We start from the raw sequence: 15513 nt of genomic DNA on the forward strand, positions 1-15513 counted from the left end.
CGTACTGATGCCTCCTCCTCCATTATCTCCGCCACTGGGGTTCACCCTGTTTCGGCAGATGGCCGTTCGAGCGGCGTTCATATGGTCCACAATTATTGCCGACCTCTTGCTTTCGCCTGAGTAGTCGAAGTGGTCCGGCTGGGTTTCATCATCGGCTTCATCGCTTTGCTCGGAGCCCTGCTCTCCGGGCTTGCGGCCTATCGCGTTCACGATCAGGAGCTGGCGCTGGACCGGATCGCGCTCGCGCGTGCGATCGACGTTCACGCAAGCCTGGTCCAGGACCGCCTCACCGAGCGGGAGTTGCTCGCGCGTGTCGCTTCCGGCTTGTTCCGTGCGCCATCCGTGATCAAGCCGAACATGCTGGAGCCGCTGCGCTCGGCCATCTACGCCTTCAAGACCGATTTCGTGGTGGCCGGCTGGATCGCCCGGCTGAAGCCGAACGAGCTTGCGGCAGCGCAGGCTGCCATTGCCGGCGCCGGCTTCCCCAATCCGCGGATCCGCACGTTTGACGACAAGCCGATCAATCCCGCCGACGTTACTCAGCCGATCGACGTGCTGATGGATCTCGAGCCGCGCAGCAACGAGACCAAGACGCTGCCCGGCCGCAGCTACGATCAGGATCCGGTTTCCAGCGCCATGCTGACGCGTGCGCGCGCCGAGAAGCGGTCGGTTGCCTCGGATCCGATTCCGCTGCTCAGCGGCGACGGGCCGATCGGCGTCATCGTGGCCGCGCCCGTCATTCCCGAGGGGGCAACGGAGCCGGCCGGGTTCGTCACATTTTCCTACGAGCTTGCCTCGCTGATGCTGACCAATGACGACATGTCGTTGTTCTCGGTCGCGCTCAGGGATCCGCGCAAGGACGGCGGCGAGCTCGTCGCCAACGACCAGGGCGTGGTCTCCACGCGCGCGACGGCGGCGGACGGGCTGGCCCCGTCGGCCATGCGCACGGTGAGCTTCGGTGGCCGTGACTGGCAGCTCGCCTACTACGCGAAGACCAATTCGGCGCGTCGCGCCGAGCAGACTGCCATCATCGTGGCGGCGATCGGCTTTGCGATCACCGCGATGGTATGTGGCCTGTTCGGCTATGTCGCCTACAACAACCTGCGGCTCAGCCGGGAAATCCAGGTGCGGATTGGCTTCGAGCGCCGGCTGACCGCTGTCATCGACGAGCTCAATCACCGGGTCAAGAACATCCTGGCGGTGATCCAGTCGATCGTGACGCGCACGCTGCGCCACGGCTCGGACATCGACGTCGCGCGCGAGCTCCTGATCGGCCGCATCCACGCCATGTCGAACGTGGTCTCGCTGCTCAGCGAGAGCCAATGGCAGGGTGTCAAGCTGAAGGGCCTGTTCGAAGCGCGCGCCATCCCGCATGCCGAACGCATCGCCGTCACCGGTCCCGATATCGCTGTCAGCGCGCGCGCGGCGCAGAGCCTGTCTCTGCTGTTCTTCGAGCTCGCCTCGCATTCCGACGAAGGCCTGTCGCTGGTCGGAAAGCATCCGCACATCACCGCCAATTGGACGGTGACCGGCGAGGAGCCCGACGAGATTTTCAATTTCCGCTGGGAGGAGTTCAACACCAGCGAGGCGACGCGCCGTCCCGATTCCGATTTCGGCCTGATCCTGCTCGACCGCGTGGCGCCCGAGGCGCTCGGCGGCACCGCCAAGCGCTACTTCACCGACGTCTCCTACGTCTACGAGCTGACGGCGCCGATGGAGACGGTGGTCGACATGTCCGAGCGCGATCGTACCGAGAAGTTTTCGCAGCCGGTGCGGTAGAGCGGCACTTCAGTCCTTCGGCCGCAACACCAGGTCGACCAGATTGCGCGCGTAGGCCGGCGTGACCGGCGCGATGCCAAAGACGTAGCGGTAGAACAGGCCGCCGTAGATCGCGTCGTAGAGATCCTCAGGCAGCCCCTGGGCCAGGATGCTGCCGTCCTTCTGGCCTGCTGCGATCATCTCCAGCAGCGCGTCGCGGCGGAATTGCAGATAGCGGGCGTAGAACAGCTCGGCGGAGCCGGTCTTCGAAATGCATTCGGAGATCACGGCAAGCTGCACCTTGCCGAACTCGCCCTGGAGTGCCTCGGCATAGGCCGCGGCGTGGCGGCGTGCACGCGCCGCAGGCGTGCCGGAGCTTTCCGGGGGCAGCGGCAGCATCTGTGCGGCGTGGTGGAGAAAGGCGTCGATCAAAAGCGCCTCCCGGGATGGCCACCATTTGTAGATCGTCATCTTGGACACGTCGGAGTTGCGCGCGACTGCGTCGATGGTGGTGGCGGCAAGGCCGGTCGCAGCCATCAGCGCATACGCGCTTTCGAGAATGGCGTTGGCGGTCTCGATCGACCGCGGCCGGCCGCGCCGGGGCGGCGCGCCGTCAGATCCTTCACCCTCGTTTCTCGCCATGATCTGGCCCGGTCTCCTCGCGCAACCTGCGCTCGATTCGCATAGCGCAGCCTCGGCGGCGAACCTAGGAGAATCGAAATGGGCTCCCCACTAGGCCTGCTGCCGCAGGGCGGCGGGCAGGTCCTGCCACTTCGACCAGGCGATGTAATAGGCGACCGCGGTCATCGCGGCGAAGCCGGCGAGGCTCACCACGACCTGCATCCCCACCAGATTGGGCCCCGTGATCAGGATCAGATGACCGGCAAAGGACAGGAAGACGCCGACGCAGAACACGGCGAGCCATTCCTCGCCGCATCTGATGACCGCCTGAAGCGGCTTCAATTGCAGGCCGGGATGACCGGCCGGAATGAGATGGGTCGCGACGAAGGCGAACGCGAGGAAGTGAAGCACGCGATAAGGCGCAAGGTTTTCCTTTTCCGTCGGTGCGATGCCGTCGAGGAGCAAGTTCGGCAGATAAGCGGAGAGCGCCGGTGAGTGGCGCATCAAGGTGACGGCCATCGCCAAAACGAGATAGGTCCCGGCGAGGATCCGCAACCAGGGCATGCTGCGCAACGTCCGTCCGGGTGCGCCTGTCACGGCGAACCAGCCGCCCAGCACCATCAGCATCTGCCAGCAGAGCGGATTGAAGGTCCACTCCTGATCCGGGTACACCCGGAAATTCCAATCGAACCAGCGTGCGGCAAGGTACAGCGCAACCGATGCCGCGAGCGTCACATTCGGCCGCCGCAACAGGCCCCACAGCACAAGCGGAAAGAAGGCCATCAGCGGGATCATCAATTGCAGGAGGTCGAGGTTCAGCGGCTCCTCCTGGAGCACGAGGCCGCGGATCAGGATGCGCAGCGGGTGCTCGAGAATCCCCGAGATGTTGTATTCGTGGATGAATTCCGGTGCCATCGATTGCGAGGCGACATAGGCGATGGTGTCGATATAGATGACGAACAGGACGACGTAGGCGGCGTAGAGCCGCCAGACACGTCGAAAGATGCGCGTCGCCGCGACGACGTAGCCGCGCTCCAGCGCCATCCGGCCGTGGATGATGGCGACGCCATAGCCCACCACGAACACGAACAAATCCGCGGCGCCGCTGAAGCCGAAATTTCGCAGCGTCAGCAGGTTGACGACGTTGTTCGGGATGTGGTCGACGAAAACCGACCAATTGGCGATGCCGAGTGTCAAATACAGCCTGGCGTCGGGTTGGAATGCGGCGAGGTTCGCCTTGACGGACGGTTTCATTGCGAAAAGACTTTTGGAATCAGGGGCGCCGCTTTTAGCGGCAACCGCCTGCCCATCCGAGTAGCGTTTGCGTGATGGCGGGGGACATCCGTGCCGGATGGCGCAAAATTGCGCTGCGCCTTCCTGCCGAACTCCGCCAGATCAGCTGGCAGCAGTTGCGGCGAAATTTTCTAACCCACGCTCGTCGTCACTCGGCGGGTTCGGCCGATGCCTCGTCGGGAACGCCAGCGCGGCTCGCCATGATTCCGAGTGCGACGCCACCGATCGCCAAGATCGGCAACAGCCGCTTGATTCCGATGGCGCGGACGATCTGGAGTCCCGTGGCGAGCAGCATGGGGTCCGCGAGCATGCTCTGCGCCGCCGACTTCGCGGCACGCTCGGCCGCGATCTGGGCTTGCTTGCGCAACTGCCGCTTATAGGCCCAATAGCTCACTGCTGCGGCCAAGGTAAGCAGAAAGAAAACGCCGGCACCCGCGAGGCAGGCTTGCACCGGACCATATTTCTCCAGCACCAAGATGAAGGCCGCGGCGCAGAGGAAGCACGTGGTGATGAAGAGCGCGAATGCCGCGCCTGCGGCAAGGGAGGTCAGTCGCACAGTGGTCCCGGTGGATGCACTGATCCCGTCGATGATGCGCTGAAACATGGCCTTGCTCCTCAAATCCCCACAAGCCGAGCCGCCACACGCCGGCATCGGCGGCGCGGCAGCGTCGCCGTCTCAAGATCCATTCCGCAAACCTACCGGCGCCAGGCGACGCCGATCAGGAAGCCGATGCCGAGGGCGAGCCCGACGGTCGCGAGCGGCCGCTGCGTGATGGCCTCTTCCAGCGTCTCCTCGATCGAGCCGTAGGCGTCTTGCGCAGCCTCCATCATCGCGCTGCCGCGCTCGGACATGTCGTCCATCGCGGAATCCACGTTCTCGCGCGCCTGGCGATAGCCGCGGCGAGCCTGCTTGCTGCTGGAATTGGCGAAGGTATTGAGCGCGTCGGTGATTTGTTCAGTGAGGGCGGCGATATCGCTTTTCACGGCTGCTACATCCTTCTCGAGGCGTTCTCTGGTGGCGTTGTCGGTCCAGTCTTTCATCCCGGCTTCGGCATTGGTCGTGGACATCGGGAGCTCCAAACTGTTGACGGCTGAGATAGCCGGAGAACGTTTCGTCGTCGGGGAAGTTCCGTTTGCGGAAACCGCCTCAGGCCTGCGGCAGCTGCGGCGAATCCGCCGGCAACAGATGCTCCTTGAGGATCAGGCCGACAATCAGGAGCGGCGACGACAGGAACGCGCCCATCGGGCCCCACATCCAGGTCCAGAACGCGAGCGCGAGCAGGACCGCAAGCGCGTTCAGGGCCAGCCGCCGGCCGATGATGGTCGGCGTGATGAAGTGCCCTTCCAGGAAGGTGAGGCCGCCGAAGGCGAGCGCCGCCATGAGGGCACCGCTGATCGTCGGGAAGGCGACCAGCCCAACGACGACCAGCACGGCGAACATCGCGACTGGCCCGATGATCGGGATGAAATTGAGCGTTGCCGCCAGCGCGCCGAGCCCGGCTGGATTGGGCATGCCGGTGAGCGCGCAGATCAGGCCGGTGGCGACGCCGACGCCGACATTGATAAGAGTGACGGTCAGCAGGTAGTTGCCGAGATGGACCTCGATCTCGTTGAGAATACGCAGCGTGCGCAGCCGCGCGTCGTGATCGCTGAAGGTCATGATCATGGCCCGGCGCAGGTCGCGCCAGCTTGCGATGAACAGAATGAGGGTGACGAAGAACAGCAGAAATTCAGTAAAGGTCGGTGACAGGAATTCCAGCGTCGGTTGCACCCACTCGACCTTCGGCATCTGGAAGCTCGGGAACGCCTCCGAGCCGCCGACCATGCCTTGCAGCTCGCGCCACAGCGCCAGCGGCCGGTCGAACACGTGCAGCTTGTCCCTCAATTGCGCGCCGAGCTCCGGCAGGCGCGTGCTCCACTCCATAATCGGTGAGGCGATCAGCGCCAGGGCGAAGGCAACCACCGCGGTCCCAGCGACCACGATCAGGACGGCGGCGAGCGCGCGTGGCACCTTGCATCGCTCCAGGAAGCTCGCCGCCGGCGACAGCATGGTGCCGATCACGAAGGCCATTACCACGGGCAGGAAGAACGCTCTTCCGACATAGAGTACGGTGACGACCGCAATCAGCAGCAGGCCTGCGAGCGCGAAAGCGACGAACTCGGTGCGGCGGATGACCGGCGGCAGCTCGCTATGGCTGTCGGGAAGCGGTTCACCTTCGCTTTTGCCGGGAAGCAGACGTTCGCTGGGAAGGACGCGCACAATATCTCTCCCGCACGGAAACCGCGATCCGCGCGCCCATTTACGGGATGAGAACGCGCGATCGCGGTAGCAGTTCCATCGCGCCTTCGTGAAGAAACGCTCGCTTGACTGTGACGTCGCGGCCGCGCTCCGCGCCGGAACTTAGATCGGTCCGATGGCGTTGCTTGGCTGGCGCATCACCCGGATGCACACATCCAATGGGGCAGCACATGACAAGCTTCTCTCTCGTCCGCCGCTTCTCGCCGCGTGCCGTCACTGCGTTTGCCTTCGCGACCGTTCTGTTCACCGTGCCCTTTGGCAGCGCGAGTGCGCAAACCCTCGGCTTTGCGCCGATCCGGCCGCAGTCGTATCCGCAGGATCAGAGCTATTCACAGGGCTATGGAAGCGAGGCGCCGCAAGCCGCCGACGAAGATGCCCAGCTGCCCGACCGGCTGCGCAGGCAGATCGTCAGCTTCGACAGGAGCGAGCCGGCCGGCACCATCGTCATCGATACCAACAACACCTATCTCTACTACGTGCTCGGCAATGGCCGCGCCATTCGTTATGGCGTTGGCGTCGGCCGCGAAGGCTTTACCTGGTCGGGCGTGCAGAGCGTCAGCCGTAAGGCGGAGTGGCCGGACTGGCATCCGCCGGCCGAAATGATCGCGCGCCAGCCCTATCTCCCGCGTTTCGTCGCGGGCGGTCCGGGTAACCCGCTCGGAGCCCGCGCGATGTATCTCGGCTCGAGCGAATACCGCATCCACGGCACCAACGATCCCAGCACCATCGGCAAGTTCGTCTCGTCCGGCTGCATCCGCATGACCAACGAGGACGTCATCGATCTCTTTAACCGCGTCAGTGTCGGCGCCAAGGTCGTGGTGCTGCCGAAGAACGCGCCTCTGATGGCGAAAGGCGGCGGCGATTCCGTGCGCAAGCGTCCTGCGGTGACCGCGTTGCCTTCGGGGCGACAGGCGCTGAACATCACGACGTCGGCCCTGAATTAGGATTGAGCGAGGTCAGATGTGTAAATGCTCGATTGGCAAGCTGACTGGCGGTGCGGCGGCCGTGTTCACAATCATCTCTCTCGGCCTCGCACTGACGCCGCCGGCGCATGCGAAGGACTTTTTCTCGGCGTTGTTCGGTGCGTTCGGCGCGCGGCCTCCGCAGATCCGGACGCCGTTCCCGAACGATGACATGCCGCGATACGACGTGCCGCGCCAGCGAGCCGCCTATGGCGGCGGCACCGCCTATTGCGTGCGCGGATGCGACGGCCGCTATTTTCCGGCGCAAGGAACGGATGCCGAAAGCAAGGCGAAGTCCTGCAAGAGCTTCTGCCCGGCGTCCGAAACCTCGCTGGTCTACGGCAGCAATATCGACGAGGCCACGACGGAGAACGGAAAGTCCTATTCCGATCTGCCGAACGCCTTCCGTTACCGCAACGAGATCGTCGTGGGCTGCACTTGCAACGGCAAGGATCCGGCTGGCCTCGCCCAGGTCAAGATCGAGGATGATCCCACCTTGCGCAAGGGCGACATCGTCGCCGGGGCCAACGGTCTCGTGGTTGCCAACCGCAATGCCAACGACCGCCGCGGCGTCGCGATGAATTTCTCGCCACTGCCGGAATCGGTGCGCGCCAGATTCCGTCAGGTGCCGGTGGTGGCGAAGGAGTAGGGGAGCCGTTGAGTGAGCGGCGCCGCTGGCGCCTCAATCTCCGCCGTCGAGCGGTGGCATCGGCAATCGCACGTCGCTCGGCGCGAGCGCACAGATATCTGAGAGCGAAAGGTGAAACCTCGGGCCGCGACCCGATTGTAGAGCTACGTAATCCCTAGAATTTGCAGTGGGTTGCGGCAATGGAACCAGAGCGAGAGACTGGCGTTAAGTCCTCATTGGAAATTTGCCTGAAGGGGGGTCCTCACGATGCTGGTCGGCGTACTCGTCACCTTTCTCGTCGTTATTCTCGTCCTTTATCTCATCAACATGCTTCCGATGGACGGTCGCGCCAAACAGATCGCGCGCGTGATCGTCATCATCATCGGTATCGTGTCGCTCTTGAAATATCTTGCGGTGTTTTAGCGGGCCTCCGAATATTCCAACAAAAAAGCCCCGGCTTGGGCCGGGGCTTCTTTCGTGCTGCCTCAATGCAGCGACTTGAGCCAGTCGTCGACGTCCTGACGAACTTGGTCCTTGGCCTTGCCATAGCGTTCCTGGAGCCGGCCCTCGAGCTGCTCGCGGCGTCCCTCGATCGAGCTGAGGTCGTCGTCAGTGAGCTTGCCCCATTTCTCCTTGGCCGATCCCTTGAACTGCTTCCAGTTTCCTTCGATGCGATTCCAGTCCATGACCATCTCCATCGCGTTGATGGCCCTACAACGCAAGCAGCGCGCAGCCGTTCCGCTGCGCGCCGGGACGGTTTCGCCCTTCGAACCGAGCTATTTAACCCGCTGCCTTCGCCTCGCGGCGGCGCGCGGTGAGGATGTACTCGGTGTAACCGTTCGGCTGCTCGCGGCCCTTGAAGATGAGGTCGCAGGCTGCCTTGAAGGCGACGCCGTCGAAGGCGGGCGCCATCGGCTTGTAGATCGGATCGCCTGCGTTCTGCTTGTCGACGACGACGGCCATGCGCTTCAAGGATTCCATCACCTGCGCTTCGGTGATGACGCCCTGGTGCAGCCAATTGGCGAGATGCTGGCTGGAAATGCGTAAAGTGGCGCGGTCTTCCATCAGGCCGACATCGTGGATGTCGGGCACCTTCGAGCAGCCGACGCCCTGGTCGATCCAGCGCACCACATAGCCCAAAATACCTTGGCAATTGTTGTCGATCTCCTGCTTGACGTCGTCAGGCGCCCAGTTCGACTTCGACACCGGGATGGTGAGGATGTCCGACAGTTTTGCGCGCGGGCCGCCCTTGGCCAGTTCCTCTTGGCGCGCGATGACGTTGACTTGGTGATAGTGCAGCGCGTGCAGCGTCGCCGCCGTCGGCGAGGGCACCCAGGCGGTGGTGGCCCCGGCCTGCGGGTGGCTAAGCTTCTGCGCCAGCATGTCCGCCATCTTGTCGGGCGCGGCCCACATGCCCTTGCCGATCTGGGCATGTCCGGGCAGGCCGTCGATCAGGCCCATGTCGACGTTCCAGTCCTCATAAGCCTTGATCCAGGCCTGCGCCTTCATCTCGTTCTTGCGGATCATCGGGCCCGCTTCCATGGAGGTGTGGATCTCGTCGCCGGTACGATCGAGGAAGCCGGTGTTGATGAACATGATGCGCTTGGACGCGCGCTGGATGCAGGCCTTGAGGTTGACGGTGGTGCGCCGCTCCTCGTCCATGATGCCGACCTTGAGCGTGTTCTCGGGCAGGCCCAGCATCTTCTCGACACGGTCGAAAATCTCGCAGGTCAGCGACACCTCGTCGGGGCCGTGCATCTTCGGCTTGACGATATAGGCCGAGCCGGTGCGGCTGTTCCTGACCTTGGAATTGCCCTTGAGGTCGTGAATGGCGAGCAGGCCCGATACGGCGGCATCGAGCAGGCCCTCCGGAATCTCCTCGCCCTTCTCGTCCAGCACCGCGTCGGTGAACATGTGGTGACCGCAATTGCGCATCAGGAGCAGGCTGCGGCCGTGCAGCTTGAGCTCGCCCTTGCCATCGGGCGTCCTGTAGCTGCGGTCCGCGTTGAGCGAGCGCGTCAGCGTCTTGCCGCCCTTCTCGAAATCGGCCGACAGCGTGCCGTTCATCAGGCCGAGCGTGTTGCGGTAGACCAGCACCTTGTCCTCGGCGTCGACCGCGGCGACGGAGTCCTCCATGTCGAGGATGGTGGAGACCGCGGCCTCCATGATCATGTCGGCGACGCCGGCCGGATCGTCTTTCCCGATCGCGCTGCTGCGGTCGATCTTGACCTCGACGTGCAGGCCGTTGTTGACGAGCAGCACGGCGGACGGTGCGGCCGCATCGCCCTGGAAGCCTGCGAACTGCGCCGCGTTCTTCAGCGCGGTGGCGTTGCCGCTCTTCAGTTTCACCGCGAGCTGGCCCGCGACGACGCTATAGGCCGTGACGTCGGTGTGGCTGCCGGTCGCGAGCGGCACGGCGGTATCGAGGAACGCCTTGGCCTTGGCGATCACCTTGTCGCCGCGCGCCTTGTTGTAGCCTTTGCCGCTCTCGGACGGATCATGCGGAATCGCGTCGGTGCCATAGAAGGCATCATAGAGCGAGCCCCAGCGCGCATTCGCAGCGTTCAGCGCATAGCGCGCATTGGTGAGCGGCACGACGAGCTGCGGACCGCAGATCTTGCCGATCTCCTCGTCGACATTGGCGGTCTCGACCTTCTGCGTCGCCGGCTCTGGAACGAGATAGCCGATCTCCTTCAGGAAGGCGGTATAGGCATTGAGGTCGAACGCCTTGCCCTTGTTGGCCCGGTGCCAGTCGTCGATCTTGGCCTGCAACGTGTCGCGGAACGCGAGCAACGACCGGTTTTTCGGCCCCAGCTCCTTGATGATGCCGGCAAGCCCGGCCCAGAACGCATCCGGCGCGATCCCTGTTTTCGGGGCCGCTTCCTTGGCGATGAAATCGAACAGGACGGGAGCGATCTTCAATCCGTGGGCATCGACGCGTTTCATGATGGGCTTTCTGTTGGAAATGGCTGTTTTTGGCTGCTTTTCACCCGTCAGCAGCAAAATGCGCCCATAGGGGCAGCTTTCGGGGGCCTATTAGCCCCAAAATCAAGGCCGTGAGAAGACCCCCGGGCCTTTGTCAAATGTCAAGGTGAGTTGGGCTCAGCGCACCGCTGTCATTCCCCGCGAAAGCGGGGAACGCCGCGGCTTCTCCGTATCCAGCGCTGTCTCTGGAAGGCTGGGTCGCCCGGTCGAGCCGGGCGACGACAGCATTCAAATATTCGCGGCGAGGTCCACGACTTCGTCGAACAGCACGCCGGTGGTCTTCAGCATCTCTTCGATCGCATCTGCCGCTTCGGCGACCGTCCGCGTCGATGTATCGATCACAAGCTCGGCCCCCTGCGGCGCCTCGTAGTCGTTGCCAATGCCGGTGAACGAGGCCAGCGTGCCGGCGCGGGCCTTCTTGTAGTGACCCTTGGGGTCGCGCTCCTCGCACACTTCAGCCGGCGTTGCGACATGGATCTCGCGGAACGCGGTGTCGGCGATCCGGCGCGCGGTGGCGCGATCCTCGCGCGCCGGTGAGATCGCCGCGACGATTGCGATATGGCCGTTGCGGGCGAGGTGGGTGGCGACTTCCGCAAGGCGGCGGATGTTCTCGCTGCGATCAGCGGCGGAGAAGCCGAGATCGCTGTTGAGCCCGGCGCGCAGCGTGTCGCCGTCGAGCAGGACCGGCGAGCCGCCATTGCTGAACAGGCGCCGCTCCAGCGCTTTCGCCAGGGTCGATTTGCCGGAGGCGGGCAGGCCGGTGAGCCAGACCACGGCGCCGTTGTGGCGGTAGCGCGCGGAGCGCTCGTCCGAGCGCAGCGCCGATTCCACCGGCACGATGTCGACCGGCATGGCGCGCTGGCCGGCGTCGACCGACAGCACTAGGCCGCCGCCGGCGATGCGCCCGGAAACCTCGATCACGAGCCGGCCGGTGCGCGGATTCTCGGTAGAGGGATCCGTTGCGATCGGATTCGAAAGCGAAATGTCGATCTCGCCGACGTGGTTGCGGCCGATCGCCTTGTTCTCGACACTCGACAATTCGCCGGGATCGACCGCCTTTTCGATCGCGACCACGGTGGCGCGGCTTTCCTTCGGCCCGCAGCGGACCAGGAGCTGGTCGCCCTTGGCGAGCGGCTTGTCGTGCAGCCAGAAGATGCGCGCGCGCAGCCGCCGCGTCTCGCGCGGTGCGCTGCCTGCATGCGCGATGATGTCGCCGCGCTCGAGGAACAATTCGCGGTCGAGCGTGATGCCGACCGAGCGGCCGGCGCCCTGCCGGCCCGCGACCGGCGTCACCGGCCAACTCTCGACAGTCTTGATCTTTGCGATCTTGCCGGCCGGCATGATCACGATCTCGTCGCCCGCAATGAGGGTGCCGGATTCGATCCGGCCCGCGACGATGCGGCGGTCATCGAACTTGTAGATCGCCTGCACCGGCAGGCGCAGCGCCAGCGCTTCCAGCGGCCGCGCCGGTTCAAGCCCGTCGAGCGCCTCGACCACCGTCGGGCCCTTGTACCAGCCGATCCGGTCGGTGCGCATCGCAACGCCGTCGCCGTCGCGGGCGGAAATCGGGATCACCGCCGTCGGCGTCACGCCGAGGCCGCTCAGATGTGCCGAGATCTCGTCGCTGATGTCCTTGAAGCGCTCGGCGGAGAAGTCGACGCGGTCCATCTTGTTGACGACGATCGCGACCTGCTTCACGCCCAAGAGATGCAGCAGATAGCCGTGGCGCCGGGTCTGGTCGCGCACGCCTTCGAGCGCGTCGATGATCAGCACCGCGCCGTCGGCCTGCGAGGCGCCGGTAATCATGTTGCGCAGGAATTCGGCGTGGCCGGGTGCGTCGATCAGCACGATATCGCGCGAATTGGTGCGGAAGCGGATCTGCGTGGTGTCGATGGTGATGCCCTGATCGCGCTCGGTCTGGAGCGCATCGAGCAGAAACGACCATTCAAACGGCATGCCGCGCCGCGCGCTGACGGCTTTCAGCATTTCGAGCTTGCCCTCGGGCAGGCTGCCGGTCTCGTGCAGGAGGCGGCCGACCAGCGTCGACTTGCCGTGGTCGACATGGCCGACGATGACGATGCGCACTTGCGGACGCGTGGTGCCGTTCGGAGTGGCCGGCGAAGCCGTGGTGACGATCATGTTCATGCGACGCTCGCGTCCTTGGGAATCAGAGATAGCCGGCGACGCGCAGGCGCTCGAAAGCGTCCTCGGTCTCGTGGTCGAGCGCGCGTCCCGCGCGCTCCGGCACCTTGGTCTGTTCGAGCTCGATCAGGATCTCGTCGATACTCGAGGCGGTCGAAGCGACCGGATTGGTGATGTCCTGATCGCCCAGCGAGCGATAGCGCTTGCCGTCCTTGGCGAGATACAGCGGGATGATCGGGATGTTCTCGCGCTTGGTGTAGGCCCAGATGTCGGCCTCGGTCCAATGCAGGATCGGGTGGATGCGCAAATGCGCGCCTTGCGGCGGCGAGGCATTGAAATGATCCCAGAACTCCGGTGGCTGGTCGCGCACGTCCCAATTGCCTTCCAATCCGCGCGGCGAGAACACGCGCTCCTTGGCGCGCGTCGCCTCCTCGTCGCGGCGAATGCCGGCGATCAGGCCGTCAAAGCCGTACTTTGCGAGCGCCATCTTGAGGCCTTCGGTCTTGCGCGCGGCGGAGCGTGCGGCCGGCGGCAGCGTCGGGTCGACGGCGTCGATCGGCGGGCAGGGCTCGACGCGCAAATCGAGATCCCACTCCTTCCCGTAGTGATCGCGGAAGCGATACATCTCGGGAAACTTCTTGCCGGTGTCGACATGAAGGGCGGGGAACGGCATTTTGCCGAAGAACGCTTTCCGCGCCAGCCAGATCATGACATTGGAATCCTTGCCGAGCGACCACAGCAGGGCGATCCTCTTCAGACGGGCGAAGGCCTCGCGGAAGATGTAGATGCTCTGCGCCTCGAGTTGGTCGAGATGATCCATGCTTGGGGCAAGCTCGGCAGAAAATTCTTGCGCGCGCACGCGCTCGGCCAGCGCCGGATTGCTCAGTCGATCAGCAGCGGAATCGTCCTTGAGAAGATGCATCTCTGCCACTTTGCGTTTGGAGGCGAAAATTCTATAGTCGCACTGCCGAAGAGAAGAAAAAAATTTCTCTTTGCGCGCTCGAAACGAGACATATATAGAAAATAATTCCAGTCAACCCCGTTTGTGGGGAAGCGAGTATCGCATGCGGTTCTTGCCGGTGTTTCTCGATCTCAAGGCCGGTCCGGTGGTCCTCATCGGCGCGGGCGAGCTTTTGCGCGCCAAGCTGCGCGTGCTCGCCGCTGCCGGCGCGCGCATCCGCGTGCATGCGATCGACGGCGATCGTGATCTGAGCCTCAGCTCCGAGGAGGCAGCGCGTGTCGAAATCATGTCCGGCGATCCGCTTACTGCCGATCTCTCAGGCATCATCGCGATCGTCTGCGCAGGCGCGGGTGATGTTGGTGTGGCGATGTCGGTTCGCGCCAAGGCGCTGGGTTTGCCTGTCAACGTGATGGACGATCTCGAACATTCCAGCTTCATTTTCCCCGCGATCGTCGATCGCGGGGATGTCGTGGTCGCGGTTGGCACCGGCGGTACCTCGCCGGTGGTGGCGCGGCGCCTGCGCGAGAAGATCGAGGCGCTGCTGCCCGCCCGCATCGGCGAGCTCGCCGAATTCATCGGCGGCTTCCGCAAATCCATCAACGAGCGCATCGCTGAATTTCCGCTGCGCCGCCGCTTCTGGGAGCGTGTCATTGACGGGCCGATCGGCGCCGCCGTGCTCGCCGGCCGCAAGGCCGAGGCGGACGCTGCGCTAAAGGCTATCGCCGATCCCGCCGCCTTCGCGCGTGCCGACAAGCCGGAAGGCTCGGTCGCGCTGGTCGGGGCAGGCCCCGGCGATCCCGATCTTCTCACCATCAAGGCGCTGCGCGCGCTGCAGGACGCCGACATCGTCTTCCACGACGAGCTGGTCTCGCCTGAAGTTCTCGACCGCATCCGCCGCGATACCACGCGTGTTGCCGTCGGCCGCCGTGTCGGCAAGCCCGGCATCGGCCAGGACGCCATCAACAAGCGCATGATCGAGGCCGCGCAATCCGGTCAGCGCGTGGTGCGACTGAAGGGCGGCGATCCCTTCGTGTTCGGCCGTGGCGGCGAAGAGATCGAAGCCCTGCGCGCCGCCGGCGTCGCCTATTCGATCATTCCCGGTATCACCGCAGGTCTCGGCGGTGCCGCCGATTTCGAGGTGCCGCTCACCTACCGTCATGAAGCAACCCGCATCACCTTTCTCACCGCGCACAAGGCGCGCGACGCGGAAGTCGTGGACTGGTCGACGCTGACCGACGCCAAGATGACTGTTGTGGTCTACATGGGCGCGACCGCCGCGCCCGCCATACGCGCCGGCCTCTTCGCCGCCGGCCGTTCGCCGGAAACTCCGGTCGGCGTGTTCGCCCGCGTCACGCGCCCCGATGCGCAAGGCGTGATCGGCACGCTGCGCGATCTGCCCGAGCTCGTGCGGCGGACCAATGGCGGTCCTGCCATTCTCATCATCGGCGAGGTGGTCCGGCATGCCGGCTCGCTTGGCCGCCAAACTCCCAAGAAAACCCCAAAGCAAATCATCTCTGACCTCCTGGATGCAGCCGAATGACCTCCCCGCTTGAACAGAAGAAGATCAAAATCGCTGGCCCCTCGGTCGTGACCGCCAACCGCACCTGGGATGGCATCGTGGTTTACCGCACCGCCGCCAAGAGCTGGTCCGCGGACCTCTCGGAAGCCGCGATCGTACGCAACTCCGACGAGGCGAAGGCGTTGCTTGCGGAGTCCGTTGCCGATGACGTCGGCGCGATCGGTCCCTATATCGCGCCCGTGCAGGTCGGTGCGGACGGCAAGGTCCAGCCCGGCAATCTGCGCGAACAGATCCGCCGCTCCGGCGTCACCATCGGACAGCCCGCCCAGGTTTAAGGCGCTCTCT

General features: G+C 64.5%; 15 protein-coding genes. 6 read left to right on the top strand and 9 right to left on the bottom strand.

The features are described from left to right. Positions 1 to 129: 129 nt before the first annotated feature. The gene (locus tag IVA96_RS14270) at positions 130 to 1779 is read left to right on the top strand and encodes an HWE histidine kinase domain-containing protein (protein ID WP_247277816.1); all 1650 of its coding nucleotides are present in this window, start codon (positions 130 to 132) and stop codon (positions 1777 to 1779) included. Positions 1780 to 1788: 9 nt separating this feature from the next. Here IVA96_RS14270 and IVA96_RS14275 read toward each other — a convergent pair whose 3' ends face one another. From IVA96_RS14275 to IVA96_RS14295, 5 genes are all read right to left on the bottom strand, one after another. Then, positions 1789 to 2400 carry a TetR/AcrR family transcriptional regulator gene (locus IVA96_RS14275; RefSeq protein WP_247277815.1) on the bottom strand — a complete coding sequence of 204 codons (612 nt, stop codon included), beginning with the start codon at positions 2398 to 2400 and terminating at the stop codon, positions 1789 to 1791. A gap of 90 nt (positions 2401 to 2490) precedes the next feature. Then, positions 2491 to 3633 (bottom strand): OpgC domain-containing protein, encoded by a 1143-nt coding sequence (locus IVA96_RS14280; protein WP_247277814.1) that lies wholly within the window; start codon positions 3631 to 3633, stop codon positions 2491 to 2493. A 187-nt stretch (positions 3634 to 3820) separates the two neighbouring features. Next, positions 3821 to 4276 carry a hypothetical protein gene (locus IVA96_RS14285; protein ID WP_247277813.1) on the bottom strand — a complete coding sequence of 152 codons (456 nt, stop codon included), beginning with the start codon at positions 4274 to 4276 and terminating at the stop codon, positions 3821 to 3823. Between the two features lie 92 nt (positions 4277 to 4368). Further along, complete coding sequence (locus IVA96_RS14290) at positions 4369 to 4740, bottom strand: DUF883 family protein (protein ID WP_247277812.1); 372 nt, start codon at positions 4738 to 4740, stop codon at positions 4369 to 4371. 79 nt (positions 4741 to 4819) lie between these two features. After that, entirely contained in the window at positions 4820 to 5932 is a 1113-nt protein-coding gene (locus tag IVA96_RS14295) for an AI-2E family transporter (RefSeq protein WP_247277811.1), read from the bottom strand. A 209-nt stretch (positions 5933 to 6141) separates the two neighbouring features. Between IVA96_RS14295 and IVA96_RS14300 the strand changes: the two genes are divergently transcribed. The 3 genes from IVA96_RS14300 to IVA96_RS14310 all read left to right on the top strand — a co-directional run bounded on the left by IVA96_RS14300 (position 6142) and on the right by IVA96_RS14310 (position 7984). Next, positions 6142 to 6915 carry a L,D-transpeptidase gene (locus tag IVA96_RS14300; RefSeq protein WP_247277810.1) on the top strand — a complete coding sequence of 258 codons (774 nt, stop codon included), beginning with the start codon at positions 6142 to 6144 and terminating at the stop codon, positions 6913 to 6915. Between the two features lie 16 nt (positions 6916 to 6931). Beyond that, a complete protein-coding gene (locus IVA96_RS14305) occupies positions 6932 to 7582 on the top strand; it encodes a DUF2865 domain-containing protein (RefSeq protein WP_247417930.1) in 651 nt (216 codons plus the stop codon). 246 nt (positions 7583 to 7828) lie between these two features. Next, positions 7829 to 7984 (top strand): Thivi_2564 family membrane protein, encoded by a 156-nt coding sequence (locus IVA96_RS14310; protein ID WP_008546817.1) that lies wholly within the window; start codon positions 7829 to 7831, stop codon positions 7982 to 7984. Positions 7985 to 8046: 62 nt separating this feature from the next. Here the strand turns inward: IVA96_RS14310 and IVA96_RS14315 are convergent, their stop codons facing one another. The 4 genes from IVA96_RS14315 to cysD form a co-directional block, all read right to left on the bottom strand. After that, positions 8047 to 8247 carry a CsbD family protein gene (locus IVA96_RS14315; protein WP_247277808.1) on the bottom strand — a complete coding sequence of 67 codons (201 nt, stop codon included), beginning with the start codon at positions 8245 to 8247 and terminating at the stop codon, positions 8047 to 8049. Between the two features lie 94 nt (positions 8248 to 8341). After that, on the bottom strand, positions 8342 to 10507 hold the full coding sequence (locus tag IVA96_RS14320; RefSeq protein ID WP_247277807.1) for a malate synthase G: 2166 nt from the start codon (positions 10505 to 10507) through the stop codon (positions 8342 to 8344). Between the two features lie 267 nt (positions 10508 to 10774). Further along, a complete protein-coding gene (gene cysC, locus IVA96_RS14325) occupies positions 10775 to 12691 on the bottom strand; it encodes an adenylyl-sulfate kinase (protein ID WP_247277806.1) in 1917 nt (638 codons plus the stop codon). A gap of 22 nt (positions 12692 to 12713) precedes the next feature. Then, positions 12714 to 13508: a sulfate adenylyltransferase subunit CysD gene (gene cysD / locus IVA96_RS14330; protein WP_247417980.1), complete on the bottom strand. Its 795-nt coding sequence runs from the start codon at positions 13506 to 13508 to the stop codon at positions 12714 to 12716. A gap of 244 nt (positions 13509 to 13752) precedes the next feature. Between cysD and cysG the strand changes: the two genes are divergently transcribed. Then, complete coding sequence (gene cysG, locus IVA96_RS14335) at positions 13753 to 15189, top strand: siroheme synthase CysG (RefSeq protein ID WP_247277805.1); 1437 nt, start codon at positions 13753 to 13755, stop codon at positions 15187 to 15189. Further along, positions 15186 to 15503 (top strand): DUF2849 domain-containing protein, encoded by a 318-nt coding sequence (locus tag IVA96_RS14340; protein ID WP_247277804.1) that lies wholly within the window; start codon positions 15186 to 15188, stop codon positions 15501 to 15503. The genes cysG and IVA96_RS14340 overlap by 4 nt, the downstream gene beginning before the upstream one ends. Positions 15504 to 15513: the final 10 nt, after the last annotated feature.

This window comes from Bradyrhizobium sp. 159, assembly GCF_023073795.1.
In the GTDB taxonomy this organism is placed as follows: domain Bacteria; phylum Pseudomonadota; class Alphaproteobacteria; order Rhizobiales; family Xanthobacteraceae; genus Bradyrhizobium.